Origin of the sequence: Kitasatospora sp. MAA4 (assembly GCF_029893355.1) — a bacterium.
In the GTDB taxonomy this organism is placed as follows: domain Bacteria; phylum Actinomycetota; class Actinomycetes; order Streptomycetales; family Streptomycetaceae; genus Kitasatospora.
The window spans coordinates 113,326-129,224 of record NZ_JARZAI010000011.1; the positions used below are offsets into that span (position 1 = coordinate 113,326).

Here is a 15,899-nt window from a genome sequence, read left to right on the forward strand (position 1 = left end):
CCCTTATTCGCACGACCGTGCGAGGCAGGTGGGTCATCATGGAGCGCATGCTCACGACGGAGTACGACGGCTGCGGCAAGTGCCTGGTGGGGGTGCGCCGACTGTCGCGGGAATCGGACGCCAGCTCATCACGCGAGACTCAGATGAACGACGTGCTCAGCGCCATCGCGTCGGTCGGCGGTCACGTGATCGGATGGGCTGATGACTGGGAGGTATCCGGAGCGACCGACCCGCTCACGCGCCCCCAACTCGGGCCCTGGCTGCGCGACGAGATGGGCCCGTACTCCGGGATCGCTGGCTCCGCAGTCGACCGGATCGGCCGCAACCAGCGGGACGTTCTGAACACCGGATACATGATCAAGGACTCCGGTCGACTGCTGGTCACCTACGGGCACGATGGGCCCTGGGACTTGGACGACCCCACCGACGAGATGCGCTTCTCCATGGAAGCGTTCGGCGCTCAGGTCGAGCTTCGCTCGATCCAGCGGCGCAACCGCAAGGAGACCGTTCGCGCGAGGTCCGCAGGCGAGCCCAAGCAGAAGAACTCGTACGGGTACCGGTTCGTCCGGTTGGTACCCACCGCCAAGGTTGATCACGTCGAGATCGACCCTGTCGCCGCCGAGATCATCCGCAACGTGGCGGAGCGCATCCTTGCCGACGAGACCGGCATGATCACAGTGTCCACCGAGGCGGTTCGGCTGACGCGTGAAGGTGTTCTCAGTCCTGCTGATCACCGAGCGGTGATGTACGGGCGCAGCCCCAAGGGCGGCCGCTGGGGAAACAGGGCCCTGCGAGACCTCCTTCTCAGTGAGGCGGCCCTTGGGTACCTCATGCACCAGGGCCGTCCGGTGCTGGGCGCCGACGGCCACCCGGTACGACTTGCTGATCCGCTGTGGGACAGGGCGACGCGCGACGCCTTGCTGATCAAGCTGGCGCCCAAGGTTCCGGGTTTCCGAGCCCCCAAGGGGACACACCTGCTTTCCGGTCTGGCGTTTTGTGGCACCTGTGGACGACGTCTGTACGCCTCCGTCGCCAGCAGCGGGCCTGCCTTCATCTGCAACGGCCGGGTACTCGGCATCCCGTCGTCCGCCCACTGCAAGCCCGCGCCGTCCATGACCGCCGAGTCTCTTGACGCGGTCGTCCGTGATCACTTCCTCTCGGAGTACGGGGCAGTCCCGCTCTTCCGGCGTGAGTACGACCCCGGCTCGGGACACGAGGCGCGCATCACCGAGTTGGAGGCGGACCGCAAGCGTCTGCGGGACGACCGTTCGGCTGGACTGTACGACTCTGCCGACGACTCACAGTGGTTCCGGCGTGAGTACGCCCGCATGACCAAGGAGCTGGCCGAGTTCAAGCAGACGCCGGTTCGGCCGGCTGGGATGCGCTGGGTCCTCACCGGCGAGACCGTTGGCGATCAATGGGAGAAGGCAGCCAGCGACGTTGCCCGCCGAGAGCTGCTCGCGTCCTACAACATCCGGGTGGTGCTCTTCCCTCGCACCGCTACTCCGCGCGTCTGGGTTCACGGCTTGCCGCCCGAGGCCGAAGCCGCAGCGCGGATGGCAGCATGGGAGGCCGACCAGGCAGAAGCAGTCGTTAGGGCGTTCGCTGAGGAAGCGAGGGACGACTCCTGGGGCGACGACGCTGACGACGAACCGTGGCCCGCTGACGAGATCGACGCCTAGTCAGCGGCAGGCCGCTCCCGATCGCGAGAGCCCTCCGGGCAACGTGTCGAAAACTATCTTCACTTACTCAAGAGCGGCGCTGCGCGCCGCCGGGGCGGCCCCTGCCGCCCCGGCCGGGCATGCGGCCTGACGGCCGTTCCGGGCCGGGCGGCCGGGCCGCGCCCGCGCAACCCAACCTTCTGCCCACTCATCGGACCTTCTCTCGTGCTCAAACCTCGGGTAGCCCAAACGGCTGAATCCGTAGACGAAGGCGAAGAGTCAGCATTACGATGGGTGACCCCATCAACGCTACGAGTGATCTTGATCCCTCGTCAGTTTGAAGGACTCAACTCAACATGACCCAAGCGGACCGCCCTTCGGGGCGGGGAAGGTCGCTTGACACCCGAGGCATGACGACGGGTGGTCAGGCGCGTTCCCCAGAGACCACGACCAGACCGCCCGCTTCCGCGCGTTCGCGCTCGGAACGGGACAGGACCCGCACCACCGAGGCGCAGCAGGAACGGGACCGCGCCGCCTACCAGCAGGGCCAGGCCGAGATGGTGGCCAAGGGGCAGCGCTTCGTCTGCCCGGCCTGTGGCCACTCCAGGAAGTCGGACGAGGTGACCGGCGCTCTCGTCCCATGCGCTGCCCCCGGGCCGAAGCCGACGGGGGAGGGCCTCAGTGCTGCTTGAGACCGTCCCCGAGACCGAAGTCCCCGAAGCCTCGAAGGTCTGGGACTGCCCCGTGTGCCGCTGCCTCGACATCAAGGCGGATCAGGCGTGGGTGACCGACGAGACCGGGACGTACCGCAACGAGTCCGCCGCGACGGACATTCGGGTGAGGCGGCGTCAGCACCAGGCCACGGGTACGTGCACGCGGCCCCGGGACTCCTGGTGAACGCCCAACCCGACTCTGAGGGGCCGGAGTTCCTGGCCCCAAGCTGGACGTATGCGCTCGGGGGTCCGGCTCCCGAGCCACTGTCCGAAGGCCAGGACGACTCGGAGCCCGAGCCGCCACCGCTGGAGCCCGTCCACGAGTCCGAGACGCTGCGTCGGGTCCGGGCCCGGATGCACGTGCTCGACCAGTACCGGCACAGGGGTCTGTGATGTCCCGTGTGCTCTGGCCCCCGTACCGTCGCCGCCCGCGCCGGTACTACACCGACCGACCGCCCACGTGGGGCCGTCGGCCGTCCACACAACACTGAGGAGAAGCGCATGCCCAACGCCCGCTACGACCGTCCGCAGTCCGGCTACTTCGACCACATCGACGGGCACCCGCCCCGGGACTTCTTCACCGCGACGGCGAACGCCCCGGCCGTCGCCGAGGAGCCCTCGGAGGACCCGACCGAGGAGACCCCGGCTGAGCCCGTGCCGACCTGCTGATCCCTTTCGAGCTGCCCCGTCCGTGCGTCGTGTCCCTGTGGCGCATGGGCGGGGCATTCGCGTCTGTGGGCTGGGCCGTTCGGCCTACCATCGGGGAATGACCGACACCAGCGTTGAGCCCAGTAAGACGGACGAACTGACTCCCGGCCAGGTGGTCCGGTGGCACTTCACCTTCGGCGGCCAGACCAGCGTTATCGTCCCGCTGCGGGTTGTAGAGGAGACGCCGGAGGGTCTGTTCCTCTGGGTGTTCGGCAACTCGCCAGCGTGGCGCGCAGTGCTCCCTGAGGGGGCGCACCTTCGGGACATCGACCCCGCCGACCGTCCGGTCGGGGGCTTCCAGCTGGAGGCCGGTACGTGGTTCCCAGACAGTGCGCTGATCTATCAGCCGCACGGGGCCGGGCACGCCGTCTGGTGGCGATTCTCCGTGGCCGGGGAGTTCACCGGCTGGTACGTGAACCTTGAACACCGGGTACGCAATGGGCTGGACATCGTGGTGACCGACCTTGAGCTAGACCTGGTGGTCCGGCCGGACGGGTCCTGGGAGTGGAAAGACGCCGAGTCGTTCAGCGCGAAGACGGGCCATCCGGCGTACTGGACCGCTGAGCAGGCCAAGGCGATCCGATCGGAGGGTGAGCGGCTGATCGGGCTCGCGACTGAGAAAGCGTTCCCGTTCGACGGCTCCCGCATCGACTTCCGGCCCCCAGCTGACTGGGCCGTCCCGAAGCTTCCGGCGGCTCGGAGCCTTGCCTAGGCAGTGGGCACCCCGCACCGCGCCGTACGCTGCCGCGCGGTGGCAAAGGGGCGCAGGCGGGAAGCTTTACGCACCCACCACTGGCGGGACCCGCGTCGGGCAAGCCCGGGGGGCCACTCGGCCAAATTGCGGTCAGGCCCAAAAGCCCTGACCGACTCGCGGGCAGCTTACGGCCCCCCGGCCATGCCCGACCCCACCACAGGCAGGACCCCGCCCAAAGCTTCCCGCCGGCGCCGTGCACCAGGTGGCGCGCTCCCCAACTCGGGTTAGGGGAAGCCTCGTTGTTGGGTAGGCTGTGTATAGCCGGGGTACCTGAGCAGCGTGCCGTCGTGGTTCTGCGTGGCGTCCCGGCCCAGGGCCCAGGCGTTGCTGCCGAGTTCGGGCCCGGCGCTGCTGGCGGCGGCCGGAGCGACCAGGGCCTTCAGGGCGGCACGTGCGGCAGGTGCGGCAGGTGCGGAAGGGGTGGCAGGGGTGGCAGGGGTGGTCGGAGCGGCGGGCGTCGGAGGTGTGGCGGTGGCGATGAGGTCGGCGATGCCGGCGTCCCCGGCGTTCGTGTTCACGTCGTAGACCAGGTTCCAGATGTCCTGCGAGGTGATCGGACCGACCCAGGGCTTGCCCTTGCAGTTCGCGTCCGGCAGGTTCGCCACGCCGGTGTCGTGCAGGTAGCGGTTGTAGCCGGCGGCGTAGCCGTCGACCACCTTGCGCAGCTGATCCGTCGGGCCGAGCGGCGCGGGACGGTCGAGCAACCGCTGCACCGTCCCGCCCTGGCGCAGGCTCTGGTAGTACGTGTCGCTCACGAGATTGCTGGTGCCGGGCGAGTCGGCGGAGGGCGCCCCGGTGGGGCCGAAGTACCGGGAGCGGTCGCCTCGCAGCGTCACCACCTGGTCGGCCAGTTGGCACAGGTTGTCCTGCGCGAAGGCGTACCCGTAGCCGTAACCGAGGCCGCCGAAGTCGTGCGCCTGGATGTGCGGGACGCCGTACTCGGTCCGCCGGATCTGCGCTGTGTACCCGTGGCCGCTCACCGCCTGGCCGCCGGGGCCCGCCGCCGTTGCCGACGACGCGGGAAGCACCGCGGCCAGGGCCGTGGCCGTGCACAGGACGGCCAGCCCGGAGGCCAAACGCCTTGCCCAGGAGGTGTCGTGACGGACAGTCGGCTGCTCGGTTTCTCTCATGAGGCAACCGTGCCGTGAAAGCCGTCGCACGGAATCACCCTGGCGAGGTATCTCCTGGATCACCGTAGGCCCTGGGATGTACACCCACAGGGGGAGAATGGGCCCATGAGACTCTTCGTGGCGGTGCTTCCGCCGGCCGGGGTGCTACGGGAACTCGCTGCCGTGCTCGCCCCGTTGCACGCGCTGCCGGGAGCCGACCGCTGGCGATGGACGTCGCACGACAGCTGGCACCTCACGCTCGCGTTCCTCGGCGAGGTGGCGCCGGAACAGCTGCCGGAGCTGGAGGCCGGGCTCGCCCGCGCGGCCGCCCGGCACCCGGCGCACCGGCTGCGGCTGGCCGACGGCGGGCGGTTCGGGGACCGCGCGCTCTGGGTGGGCGTGGCGGGCGGGACGAGGGTGCTGCGCGCGCTGGCCGAGGACGTCCAGCAGGCCGCCGAGGAGGCCGGCTGCGGGGCGCCGGACGACGATCGCCCGTTCCGTCCGCACCTCACGCTGGCCCGCGCCTCGCACGGCCGGCTGGGCGAGGCGGCGGCCCTGCTGGCCGACTTCCGGGGCAGCGAGTGGACCGCCGCAGAGCTTCACCTGGTGCGCAGCGAGTCGGCCGGCGGCAGGTCGCACTACACGACGGCGGCCAGCTGGCCGCTGGGCGCCGCCGGCGGGGTGCCCGAGGTCACCCGGTCCCTGGCCCCGGACGCCTGAGCAGGGCAGGTACGCTCGTGCGTTGTGGACCCCAAGACTCGTATGCGGATCGTGTCCGGCGCGCTGGCGCTCCTGCTGGTGGCCGTGGTGATCGGCGCACTGATCGGTAAGTAGTAAGAAGAACAGGAACGACGACGAAGGGCCGCCGCCTCGGCAGACGAGGCGGCGGCCCTTCCGTGGTTGCCGAGCGTCACAGCTGGTCGACCACGTAGTCGATGCAGGCGGTGAGCGCCTGGACGTCGGCCGGCTCGATGGCCGGGAACATCGCGACGCGCAGCTGGTTGCGGCCGAGCTTGCGGTACGGCTCGGTGTCCACGATGCCGTTGGCACGCAGTGCCTTGGCGATCGCGGCGGCGTCGATCGCGTCGTCGAAGTCGATCGTGCCGACCACTTGCGAGCGCTCGGCGGGCTCCGCGACGAACGGGTTGGCGAAGGAGGACTTCTCGGCCCAGCCGTAGAGGTGCGCCGAGGATTCAGCCGTACGGGCGACGGCCCAGTCGAGCCCGCCGTTGCCGTTCAGCCATTCCAGCTGGTCGGCCAGCAGGAAGAGGGTGGCGATCGACGGGGTGTTGTACGTCTGGTCCTTCGACGAGTTGTCGATGGCCGTCGGCAGGTCGAAGAACGGCGGGATGTACCGGCCGGAGGCGGCGATCTCGGCGGCGCGCTCCAGGGCGGCCGGGGAGAAGGACGCCAGCCAGAGGCCGCCCTCGGAGGCGAAGGACTTCTGCGGGGCGAAGTAGTAGACGTCCGTCTCGGTGATGTCCACCGGCAGGCCGCCGGCGCCCGAGGTGGCGTCCACCAGGACCAGCGAGCCGGCGTCCGCGCCCACCGGGCGGCGGATCGGCATCGCGACACCGGTCGACGTCTCGTTGTGGGTCAGCGCGTAGACGTCCACGCCGGCCTCGGCGACCGGCAGCGGGTGGGTGCCCGGCTCGGTCTTGATGACGGTCGGCTCGGCCAGCCACGGGGCCGCCTTGACGGAGGAGGCGAACTTGGACGAGAACTCGCCGAAGTTCAGGTGCTGCGACTTCTCGCGCACCAGCCCGAAGGCGGCGATGTCCCAGAAGGCGGTGGACCCGCCGTTGCCGAGCACCACCTCGTATCCCTCGGGGAGCGAGAAGAGGCTGCTCACGCCCTCGCGCACGCGCTTCACCAGGTTCTTGACCGGAGCCTGGCGGTGCGAGGTGCCGAGAAGTGAGGTACCGGTGGCGGCGAGGGCACTCAGGGCCTCGGGGCGCACCTTGGACGGTCCGCAGCCGAAACGGCCGTCTGCGGGCTTGATGTCAGCGGGGATCTGGATCTGGGCCACGACGCGCAGCCTACTGGCTCGCCCGGCGACTGTCCGCCGTTTGTCCGCTCGTTGAGATGTGACCTGCGCCCGGTCCCGGCTCCCGCGGGTTTCGCGTGGGCCGGGACCGGGCGCAGGGTATCGCCGCAGGTCAGTGCGCGATGGACTCGAAACCCTCGACGTCGCGCGGGCTGCGCGGGCCGGGGCCGATGTAGCGCGCGGCCGGGCGGACCAGGCGGCCGGTGCGCTTCTGCTCCAGGATGTGCGCCGACCAGCCGGCGGTGCGGGCGCAGGTGAACATCGAGGTGAACATGTGCGCCGGAACCTCGGCGAAGTCCAGCATGATGGCGGCCCAGAACTCCACGTTGGTCGCCAGGACGCGGTCCGGGCGGCGGTTGTGCAGCTCCTCCAGCGCGGCCTTCTCCAGCGCCTCGGCGATCTCGAAGCGCGGGGCGCCGAGCTCCTTGGCGGTACGGCGCAGCACGCGGGCGCGCGGGTCCTCGGCGCGGTAGACGCGGTGGCCGAAGCCCATCAGGCGCTCGCCCTTGTCCAGCGCCTGCTTGACCCACTTCGTGGCGTCGCCGGTGCGCTCGATCTCCTCGATCATGCCCAGCACGCGGGACGGCGCGCCGCCGTGCAGCGGGCCGGACATCGCGCCGACCGCGCCGGAGAGCGCGGCCGCCACGTCGGCGCCGGTGGAGGCGATGACGCGGGCGGTGAAGGTGGAGGCGTTCATGCCGTGCTCGGCGGCGGACGTCCAGTAGGCGTCGATCGCCTTGACGTGCTTGGGGTCGGGCTCGCCGCGCCAGCGGATCATGAAGCGCTCGACGACCGTCTCGGCCTTGTCGATCTCGCTCTGCGGGACCATCGGCAGGCCCTGGCCGCGGGCGGACTGCGCGACGAACGAGAGCGCCATGACGGCGGCCCGGGCGAGCTCGTCACGAGCCTGCTCGGCGGAGGTGTCGAGCAGCGGCTTCAGGCCCCAGACCGGGGCGAGCATGGCGAGCGCGGACTGCACGTCGACGCGGATGTCGCCCGAGTGGACCGGGATCGGGAACGGCTCGGCGGCCGGCAGTCCCGGGTTGAACTTGCCGTCCACCAGCAGGCCCCAGACGTGCCCGAAGGAGACGTGGCCGACGAGCTCGTCGATGTCGACGCCGCGGTAGCGCAGTGCGCCGCCCTCGCGGTCCGGCTCGGCGATCTCGCTCTCGAAAGCGACGATTCCCTCAAGCCCGGGTACGAAATCGGACATCAGGCGGCTCCTCAGTGACGCGACAGGCCACCCGCCGTGGTGGGGGCGGGCATGGCCAGTGACCGTTGGTGGATGGCACTCGGTGCCAGAGTGACAGGCACTGGGTGCATTGCGCCATACACCACCACGGTGATGTTTCCCAAAGGGCCGCTCGGCCCGCCGCCGGACCCGCTCGCAACCGGGGATCTTCCGGTGCGAATCGGGCTGTTCCGGACGATTCCCCAAAGGTTGGGCGGTCGAGCGGTGGCGAGACACCATATCTCTCGATGTCGAGATTCCATAGGCGGAGCGCCGCCCGCTGCTTGTCGTACGGGATGATGTTGGCGTGCAGACCCCGGAACGCGCCCAGCCCGCGACCCTGAGTACCGTGCCCGACCTCGACACGATGCGCCGTCAGTACGCCTTGGCCGGCCTGGCCGAGGAGGATCTGGCCGCCGATCCGATCACCCAGTTCGCCCGCTGGTTCGCCGAGGCGGAGCAGGCCGGGATCCTCGAACCCAACGCCATGGTCCTCTCCACCGCGGACGCCGAGGGCCGGCCCAGCTCCCGGACCGTGCTGCTCAAGGGGATGGACGCGCGCGGGTTCGTCTTCTACACCAACTACGGCAGTCGCAAGGGCGTCGAGCTCACCGCCAACCCCAACGCCGCGCTGCTCTTCCCCTGGCACTGGCTCGACCGCCAGGTGACGCTCACCGGCTCGGTCGAGCGGACCGGACGGGACGAGACGGCGGCGTACTTCCGGACCCGGCCGCACGGCTCGCAGCTCGGCGCCTGGGCCAGCGAGCAGTCCAGCCCGGTGGCCTCGCGGGAGGTGCTGGAGCAGCGCTACGCCGAGCTGGAGAGCCGCTACCCGGAGGGCGAGGGGGTGCCGGTGCCGCCGTTCTGGGGCGGCTACCGGGTGATCCCGCGTACCGTCGAGTTCTGGCAGGGGCGGCTGAACCGCCTGCACGACCGGCTGCGGTACACCGCGACGCCCGAGGGGTGGCGGGTCGAGCGGCTCTGTCCCTAGGGCGCACCCCTACGCAAACTCCGCAACCCGGTCCACACTGGGGTCGGTGGTGCGTGTGAGCGGGGGGCAGTTGTGGAGCCTTACTTCTTTCTGAGCTACGCGCGGGTCGACGATGTCGGTCCGGAGATCGGGCTCTTCTACCAGGATCTGGGGGCGGAGCTGGCCCGGCGGGATCCGCAGGCGGCAACGCTGCCGAGCTTCCGCGATGTGGAGCGGATCCGCCTCGGCGCGGACTGGGAGCGCGTGCTGGCCGGCGCGATCGCGAGCTGCCGGGCCATGGTGGCGCTCTACTCGCCGTCCTACTTCGCCAGCGTCTTCTGCGGCAGGGAGTGGACAGCATTCCGTTCGCGGGTCACCGAGTTCCAGGAGGACACCGGCTGGGACGCCCAGGCGCTGGTCCCGGTGCTCTGGGAGCCGGTGCCGGCCGGTCTTCCGGCAGTGGTGGCCGAGCTCCAGTACAGCGAGTCGGCGATGGGCGAGCGCTACGCGGCGCTCGGTCTGCGCGCCCTGATCCGCGCGGATCCGAACGGCGAGGACTACCGCCGGGTGATCGACGTGGTGGCCGGGCGGGTGCGGCTGGCGGCGAGCCGGGCCAGGTTACCGGGTCTCCCGGGTCTGGACCTGAGGGAGTTTCAGGGCGTCTTTCCGGTGGGCGCCCCGGACGTGCCCCGGCAGGTCTTCGTCAGCTACGCCCCCGCCGACCGGCTCTGGGCGGACTGGGCGGTGGCCGAACTGGCCGCTCTCGGCTACCGGGCCTCGCTGAACAGCGTCGCGGCTCCGGTCGCCGACGGGCTGCCCGAGCTGGGTCAGGTGCTCGACTGCCGGGCCCGGGTGCTGGCCCTGCTCTCCCCGGACTACCTCCGATACCCCCGATCGGGTGAAATCTGGCGGGTGCTGGCCGACCATCACCAGGCCCCGGGCCTGCCCTCGTTGATCCCGTTGCTGGTCCGGCAGACCAGGGGGCCACTGCCCGAGCCGTTCGCCCGTCGAGCGATCCCGGACCTGTTCCCGCCCTCGTCCGCGCAGGCGCCCGAGCGACTCGCCGAGGCGGTCGGACGGCTGTCGGCCGGGCCCGCGGCGGCCGAACCGGTCCCCACCCGGGCGGGCCTGCCCGGGGACCTTCCGGCGGCCTTCGACGGCCCGGTGCGCAACCCCGTCTTCACCGGTCGCGACGAGGTGCTGGAGTCGCTGCGGGACGGGTTCCTCGCGGAGGGCGCGCCGGCGGTCCAGGTGCTGCTCGGCATGGGCGGCGTGGGCAAGACGCAGACCGCGACCGAGTACGCGCACCGTTTCGCGGCCGCGTACGACGTGGTCTGGTGGATCGCTGCCGAACAGCCCGAGTTCATCGCCCCCCGGCTGGCCGAACTGGCCTCCAGGCTCGGTCTGGGGACCCCGAACGACAGCACCGACGCCGCGAGCCGGGTGCTGGACGCCCTGCGGGCCGGCCGCCCGTACGGTCGGTGGCTGTTGATCTTCGACAACGCCGGCCCCCCGGAGGAGCTGAAGCAGTGGCGTCCGGCCGGTCCGGCCGGCGGGCACATCCTGGTCACCTCACGGGACCGGGCCTGGGCGCGGAAGGACGGATCGCTCGAACTCGGCGTCCTCAGGCGACAGGAGAGCCTGCGGTTGCTGGAACGGCTGCATCCGGGGCTGGCTCCCGACGCCGCCGAGGCGCTGGCCGCGGGCCTGGGCGACCTGCCACTGGCGATCGTCCCGGCGGCGGCCTGGCTGCAGGAGAGCGGCATGCCGGTGGCCGGCTACCTGGAACTCCTGGAGGCCACCGCGACGGAGATACTGGAGCGCACCTGGCTGCCGGACGGCGACTATCCGCGTTCGGCGGCCGCGACCTGGCTGCTCTCCCTCGCAGAGCTCCGGCGTGTCAACGCCCCGGCCGCCGAACTGCTCGAGCTCTGCGCCCACTTCGGGCCCGAGCCGATCCCCACCAGGCTGCTCTTCGGCTCGCCGCTGGCCCGCAGGCTGAGGCAGGGGAGCGACGAGGCGGGCGCCCGGATGCACATCGGCGAGCTGGTCAAGGCGATCCACCGCAGCGGCCTGGCCCGGGCCGCGCCGGGCAGCGAGACGCTCACCGTGCACCGGCTGGTACAGGGGGTGATCCGGGGTCAGGTCGGCGGCGAGCGGCGGGCGGAGCTGCGCAGCACGGTGCAGTCGGCCCTGGCCGAGGCGTGTCCGTCGGAGCCGGACCTGTTCGACAACTGGCAGGCGTACGCGGAGCTTCTGCCGCACCTGTGGCCCTCCGGCGCGGCGGACAGCGCCGACCCGCAGGTGCGCCAGTGGGTGGTCGACTCGGTCCGCTACCAGTTCAGGCGCAGTCTCAACGCGCAGGCGCGCGAGCTGGCCGAGCGGACCCTGGCGCAGTGGGAGCACGCGGACCACGGGCCGCAGTCCGCCGACGATCTGCACGTCCTCCAGCTTCGGGTGCAACTCGCCAATGCACTACGCTCGTTGGGGAAGTACCAGGAGTGCTACGCGGTGGACCGGGACGTCGTCGAGCGGTTGCGCGGCACGCTGGGGCCGCAGCACCCGCAGACCCTGTTCGCGCAGGGCGGTCTCGGTGCGGACCTTCGCGCGCTCGGCAGGTTCCAGGAGGCGAGGGAACTCGACCGGGCCACCCTGCCGGCCATGCGGGAGGCACTGGGTGCCGAGCACCCACGGGTCTGGATGATGGTCAACAACCTTGCCGTGTCGGAGGATCTGATCGGTGAGCGGAAGACCGCACTGGAACTCTTCCAACGTTCCTACCGCCACCAGACCCGGTTGTTCGGCGCTGTGAACCTCAACTCGCTCAGCGCGACCTGCAACTACGCGCGGGCGCTGCGCGAGAGTGGGCGACTGCGGGAGTCGCTGAGTCTGCTGGAGGAGACCGAGCGGATCTATCGGCGGACCGTCGGAGATCGACACGTCGCAGCGCTGCGCGTCGGTGGCCACCTCGCGGCGACCCTCTACCGGCTCGGGCGGTTGGCGGAGGCCAACGAGTTGGGGAGCGAGGTGTACCGCAGCAGCACCGAGTCCCTCGGGTCGGGCAGTCCCGAGACGCTGGCGGCCGCGGGGATCTTCGCCGCGGTCCTGCGCGCGCAGGGCGAGGGCGGCCGGGCCGCGGTGATCGCGGACCTGTCCTACCGGCAGTGCCGGTCCCAGTTCGGCGAGTCGCACCTGATGACCTCGGTCATCGCGGTGAACCTCTCGGTGCACCTGCGGGCCGTCGGGCGGCCCGCGGAGGCCAGGGAACTCTCCCGGCAGGCCATGGAGCGGATCCGGGCGGAGGTCGGCCCGGAGCATCCCTACCTCGGTGCGGTGATGGTGAACCACGCCACCGACCTGGCCCTTGTGGGCGACCGGGTCGCGGCGGCCCAGCTCGGCGGCCGGGCAGCCGACCTGCTGACCAGCGCGCTCGGCCCGGACCACTACGACGCTCTGACGGCAACCGCGAACCTGGCGCTCGACCTGGCCGCGACGGGGCAGCCGGACCGGGCCGACGGTCTGCGGGAGGACTGCCTGCGGCGGGCCCGCGCGGCGCTGGGCGAGTACCACCCGATCGCCCTGGCGGTGGCCGCGCGGACCCGCCTCGACATCGAGATCGAGCCCTTCGTGATCTGAGCGGACGACGGCACGACAGCGGACGGGCGACGCGCGGACAGCGGCGCGTCGCAAGCTGATCATGTCTACGCCGGATGGCGGAGGGTAGCGTCACTCCGCTGGGTGATTTCCACCGTGACCCCGCGCGGGTACGGTGTGCTCGCCCGGCTCGACGGCGCAGCTCGACGCGACGAGGTCGTCCGGAGTGTCAGGAATTGTCAGGATACGGTGAGTGGCTATCTCGTGGCAGGCGGCTACTTTGATGTTCAGGTGCCGCGGATCATCCTGGCACCCTTGGCTCTACCCGCGCCCGATGCCTTCGAAGCGCACCAGTTCTGAGAGGAACTCAGATATGCCAACCATCCTGGACGTCAAGCCCGTGGACCAGTCCCAGCAGCCGGTCGCTCGGATGCCACTGGCCGAGCTGTCGGCGCTGGGCGCCGACCGGATCACCGCCGCACTCCATCGCGCCCTGCCGATCGCCGAGGAGGGCCGGGTCGCCGTGGCGGCCTTCAACTCCTCGATCTGACCGGGTCGAAGAACGCGGCGGCCCGACCGGGGTCTCTGCGGTGATGTCCGCACCATCCAGACGAAACGTCATTTCTTCCTAGTGGACGCTCCTATGACGCTCTATCCGGTGCCTTTCTCACAGTTCGTACTGAAGGTCCACAGCCGATGCGATCTGGCCTGTGACCACTGCTACGTCTACGAGCACGCCGACACCAGCTGGCGCGGCAGACCGAGGGCAGTCGCTGCGGAAGTGCTCGATCGAACGGCTGAGCGGATCGCGGAGCACGCGGCCAGGCACCGACTGCGAACCGTCCACATCGTCCTGCACGGTGGGGAGCCCCTGCTCGCCGGCCCGGTGCTGTTGCGCCGGGCCGCCGAGAGTCTGCGCGCCGCCCTGCCGGCCTCATGCGCGCTCGATCTGCGGATCCACACCAACGGGGTCCGGCTGGACCAGGCGTTCTGCGAACTCTTCGACGAGCTGGACATCCGCGTCGGAGTCTCCCTGGACGGTGGGGCCGCCGCGAACGATCGCCATCGCCGCTACGCCGACGGCCGCAGCAGCTACGCTCATGTGATAGCAGCAGTAAGCCTGTTGAGGAAGCCCGAGTTTCGCCATCTGTACGCGGGCCTGTTGTGCACCATCGACGTCGAGAACGATCCCCTCGAAGTCTATGACGCACTGGTTGAGTTGGAACCTCCTCGGATCGACTTCCTTCTCCCGCACGCGACATGGGACGCTCCGCCCAAGCGACCGGCAGGCGCCGGACAACACCCCTACGCGGACTGGCTGTTGGCCGTCTACGACCGCTGGGAGGCGCAGGGCCGCCCGGTCCCGGTGCGGACCTTCGACTCCGTCCACCGCACGCTGCGCGGGCAGTCCAGCCTCACCGAGTCGCTCGGGCTCGACCCCTCCGACCTGGTCGTCATCGAGACCGACGGCACCTTCGAGCAGGCGGACAGTCTCAAGACGGCCTACGACGGCGCGGCGGGCACGGGGTTCGACGTCTTCGCCCACAGTCTGGACCAGGTCGCCGGACACCCCGGCATGATGAAGCGCCAGTCGGGTCTCGCCGGTCTGAGCGAGGCCTGCCGGGCGTGCCCGGTGGTGCGCAGCTGCGGGGGTGGCCTCTACGCCCACCGCTGGCGCACCGAAACGGAGTTCGACAACCCGTCGGTGTTCTGCCCGGATCTCCTGACACTGGTCACCACGATCCGCGACCGGACCGGGCGCACGCCGGTGCTGCCCGCCCAGGCCGGAGCCCCCGAGGCTCTGCGGCCGCCGCTGCTCACCGACCAGCAGCTCGACCAGCTGGCCCGCGGCCACGGCGACGCGGCCACCGTACGGGCCCTGGCCTCGGCCCAACTGGATCTCAGCCGCGGGCTGCTGGCAGCCGTCGCGGACCGTGCCGGGGCCGCCGCGCCGCCCGGCGCCTGGGAGCTGCTCACCGACCTGGACGCCCAGGCGCCACAGGCGGTGGACACCGTCCTCGCCCACCCGTACGTGCGGGCCTGGGCGAGCCGCTGGCTGCTCGACGAAGCCGGTGCGGACCTGGGGGGACTGGCGGAGATCGCCGCTGCCGTCGCGCTGCGGGCGGGCCACCGCGGCGCCCTGCGCGTGCCGATCCGGGACGGTGCGGTGCATCTGCCCACGCTGGGCCGGGTGCTCACCGGCGGCAGCGGACGGGCTCTGCTGGAGTTCGGCCAGGCGGACGGGCAGGCGGACGGGCAGGCGGACGAGCAGGCGGACGGGCGGGTGCGGTTCCGCGTCCGGACGCCGGACGGCGCGGCCGTCCACGTCGCCCCCGACCGGCAGGTCGACGAGCGCTGGCAGCCGCTGCGGCGCGTGCGGGTGCTCGATGACTGGACCGTCGCCCTGGAGGACGTCGACCCGCAGCGGGACAGCCACCAGCGACCGGTGGAGCAGCGGATCTCCGCCGACGCGCTGGCCGACTGGACGGGCGCCCTGCGCGAGGCCTGGGAGCTGCTGGGACGCGATCTGCCCCAGTACGCCGTCGGCATCGCGGCGGGCCTGGGAACGATCACCCCGCTCGCGCCCGGGCCCGCAGGCCGGGAGGTCAGCGCGGCCGCTCGACAGGCGTTCGGCACGGTCGGCATCGCCCGGCCCGCCACCGCGCCGATTCTGGCCATGTTGCTCGCGCACGAGTTCCAGCACGTCAAGCTGGGAGCAGTGCTGGACTTCCACGACCTGTACGATCCGGCCGACACGGGCCGGTACCACGCCCCCTGGCGTCCCGATCCGCGCCCGCTGGAGGCGCTGCTGCAGGGCACCTACGCGCACCTGGCGGTCACCGAGTTCTGGGGGACCAGGGTCGCCGCCTACGACGGTGTCCGCGGCGAGGCGGCCGAGCGCGCCCGAGGCCGGCTGGCCGTCCGGCGCGCCCACACGGACCGGGCGATCGACAGCCTGCTCGACTGCGGAGCGCTCACCGACCTGGGGCTGCGGTTCGCTGCCGGTATGCGCGCAACCGTGGCACCCTGGTTGGACGTTCCGGTCGGGCGCGCGGCCGAGACGCGGGCCCGTAGGGCACTGGCCGGGAGCTGAGGGACAGGTTCCGAGTAG

General features: G+C 71.2%; 12 protein-coding genes. 9 read left to right on the forward strand and 3 right to left on the reverse strand.

The genetic code is table 11. The features are described from left to right. The first annotated feature begins 38 nt into the window (after positions 1–38). The 3 genes from P3T37_RS16630 to P3T37_RS16640 all read left to right on the forward strand — a co-directional run bounded on the left by P3T37_RS16630 (position 39) and on the right by P3T37_RS16640 (position 3,794). The gene (locus tag P3T37_RS16630; protein WP_280724436.1) at positions 39–1,682 is read left to right on the forward strand and encodes a recombinase family protein; all 1,644 of its coding nucleotides are present in this window, start codon (positions 39–41) and stop codon (positions 1,680–1,682) included. A 1,193-nt stretch (positions 1,683–2,875) separates the two neighbouring features. After that, positions 2,876–3,043, forward strand: coding sequence for a hypothetical protein (locus tag P3T37_RS16635; RefSeq protein WP_280724438.1), 168 nt, complete (start codon positions 2,876–2,878; stop codon positions 3,041–3,043). Positions 3,044–3,140: 97 nt separating this feature from the next. After that, complete coding sequence (locus tag P3T37_RS16640) at positions 3,141–3,794, forward strand: DUF402 domain-containing protein (RefSeq protein ID WP_280724439.1); 654 nt, start codon at positions 3,141–3,143, stop codon at positions 3,792–3,794. 266 nt (positions 3,795–4,060) lie between these two features. Here the strand turns inward: P3T37_RS16640 and P3T37_RS16645 are convergent, their stop codons facing one another. Next, on the reverse strand, positions 4,061–4,966 hold the full coding sequence (locus P3T37_RS16645) for a penicillin acylase family protein (protein ID WP_280724440.1): 906 nt from the start codon (positions 4,964–4,966) through the stop codon (positions 4,061–4,063). A 105-nt stretch (positions 4,967–5,071) separates the two neighbouring features. On the opposite strand from P3T37_RS16645, the gene thpR reads away from it, so the two are divergent. Beyond that, on the forward strand, positions 5,072–5,665 hold the full coding sequence (thpR, locus tag P3T37_RS16650; protein WP_280724441.1) for an RNA 2',3'-cyclic phosphodiesterase: 594 nt from the start codon (positions 5,072–5,074) through the stop codon (positions 5,663–5,665). A gap of 190 nt (positions 5,666–5,855) precedes the next feature. Here the strand turns inward: thpR and serC are convergent, their stop codons facing one another. Together serC and P3T37_RS16660 are read right to left on the reverse strand one after the other, a co-directional pair. Beyond that, positions 5,856–6,974, reverse strand: a complete 1,119-nt coding sequence (serC, locus tag P3T37_RS16655) for a phosphoserine transaminase (RefSeq protein ID WP_280724442.1) — start codon at positions 6,972–6,974, stop codon at positions 5,856–5,858. A 130-nt stretch (positions 6,975–7,104) separates the two neighbouring features. Further along, positions 7,105–8,205 carry a citrate synthase 2 gene (locus tag P3T37_RS16660; protein WP_280724443.1) on the reverse strand — a complete coding sequence of 367 codons (1,101 nt, stop codon included), beginning with the start codon at positions 8,203–8,205 and terminating at the stop codon, positions 7,105–7,107. Positions 8,206–8,590: 385 nt separating this feature from the next. Here P3T37_RS16660 and pdxH point away from each other — a divergent pair, with 385 nt between their 5' ends. The 5 genes from pdxH to P3T37_RS16685 all read left to right on the forward strand — a co-directional run bounded on the left by pdxH (position 8,591) and on the right by P3T37_RS16685 (position 15,881). Next, positions 8,591–9,214: a pyridoxamine 5'-phosphate oxidase gene (pdxH, locus tag P3T37_RS16665; protein ID WP_280724554.1), complete on the forward strand. Its 624-nt coding sequence runs from the start codon at positions 8,591–8,593 to the stop codon at positions 9,212–9,214. Positions 9,215–9,286: 72 nt separating this feature from the next. After that, complete coding sequence (gene fxsT / locus P3T37_RS16670) at positions 9,287–12,829, forward strand: FxSxx-COOH system tetratricopeptide repeat protein (protein ID WP_280724444.1); 3,543 nt, start codon at positions 9,287–9,289, stop codon at positions 12,827–12,829. Positions 12,830–12,931: 102 nt separating this feature from the next. Then, entirely contained in the window at positions 12,932–13,147 is a 216-nt protein-coding gene (locus P3T37_RS16675) for a hypothetical protein (protein WP_280724445.1), read from the forward strand. A 13-nt stretch (positions 13,148–13,160) separates the two neighbouring features. Then, the gene (gene fxsA / locus P3T37_RS16680; protein WP_280724446.1) at positions 13,161–13,337 is read left to right on the forward strand and encodes an FxSxx-COOH cyclophane-containing RiPP peptide; all 177 of its coding nucleotides are present in this window, start codon (positions 13,161–13,163) and stop codon (positions 13,335–13,337) included. Positions 13,338–13,430: 93 nt separating this feature from the next. Next, entirely contained in the window at positions 13,431–15,881 is a 2,451-nt protein-coding gene (locus P3T37_RS16685) for an FxsB family cyclophane-forming radical SAM/SPASM peptide maturase (RefSeq protein ID WP_280724447.1), read from the forward strand. Positions 15,882–15,899: the final 18 nt, after the last annotated feature.

Excerpts from the sequence above, each read along its gene's own strand:
- P3T37_RS16630 (WP_280724436.1), top strand. The coding sequence starts at position 39 with ATGGAGCGCATGCTCACGACGGAGTACGACGGCTGCGGCAAGTGCCTG.
- pdxH (WP_280724554.1), top strand. The coding sequence starts at position 8,591 with ATGCGCCGTCAGTACGCCTTGGCCGGCCTGGCCGAGGAGGATCTGGCC.
- P3T37_RS16645 (WP_280724440.1), bottom strand. The coding sequence starts at position 4,966 with ATGAGAGAAACCGAGCAGCCGACTGTCCGTCACGACACCTCCTGGGCA.
- fxsA (WP_280724446.1), top strand. The coding sequence starts at position 13,161 with ATGCCAACCATCCTGGACGTCAAGCCCGTGGACCAGTCCCAGCAGCCG.
- P3T37_RS16635 (WP_280724438.1), top strand. The coding sequence starts at position 2,876 with ATGCCCAACGCCCGCTACGACCGTCCGCAGTCCGGCTACTTCGACCAC.
- thpR (WP_280724441.1), top strand. The coding sequence starts at position 5,072 with ATGAGACTCTTCGTGGCGGTGCTTCCGCCGGCCGGGGTGCTACGGGAA.
- P3T37_RS16660 (WP_280724443.1), bottom strand. The coding sequence starts at position 8,205 with ATGTCCGATTTCGTACCCGGGCTTGAGGGAATCGTCGCTTTCGAGAGC.
- P3T37_RS16640 (WP_280724439.1), top strand. The coding sequence starts at position 3,141 with ATGACCGACACCAGCGTTGAGCCCAGTAAGACGGACGAACTGACTCCC.
- P3T37_RS16685 (WP_280724447.1), top strand. The coding sequence starts at position 13,431 with ATGACGCTCTATCCGGTGCCTTTCTCACAGTTCGTACTGAAGGTCCAC.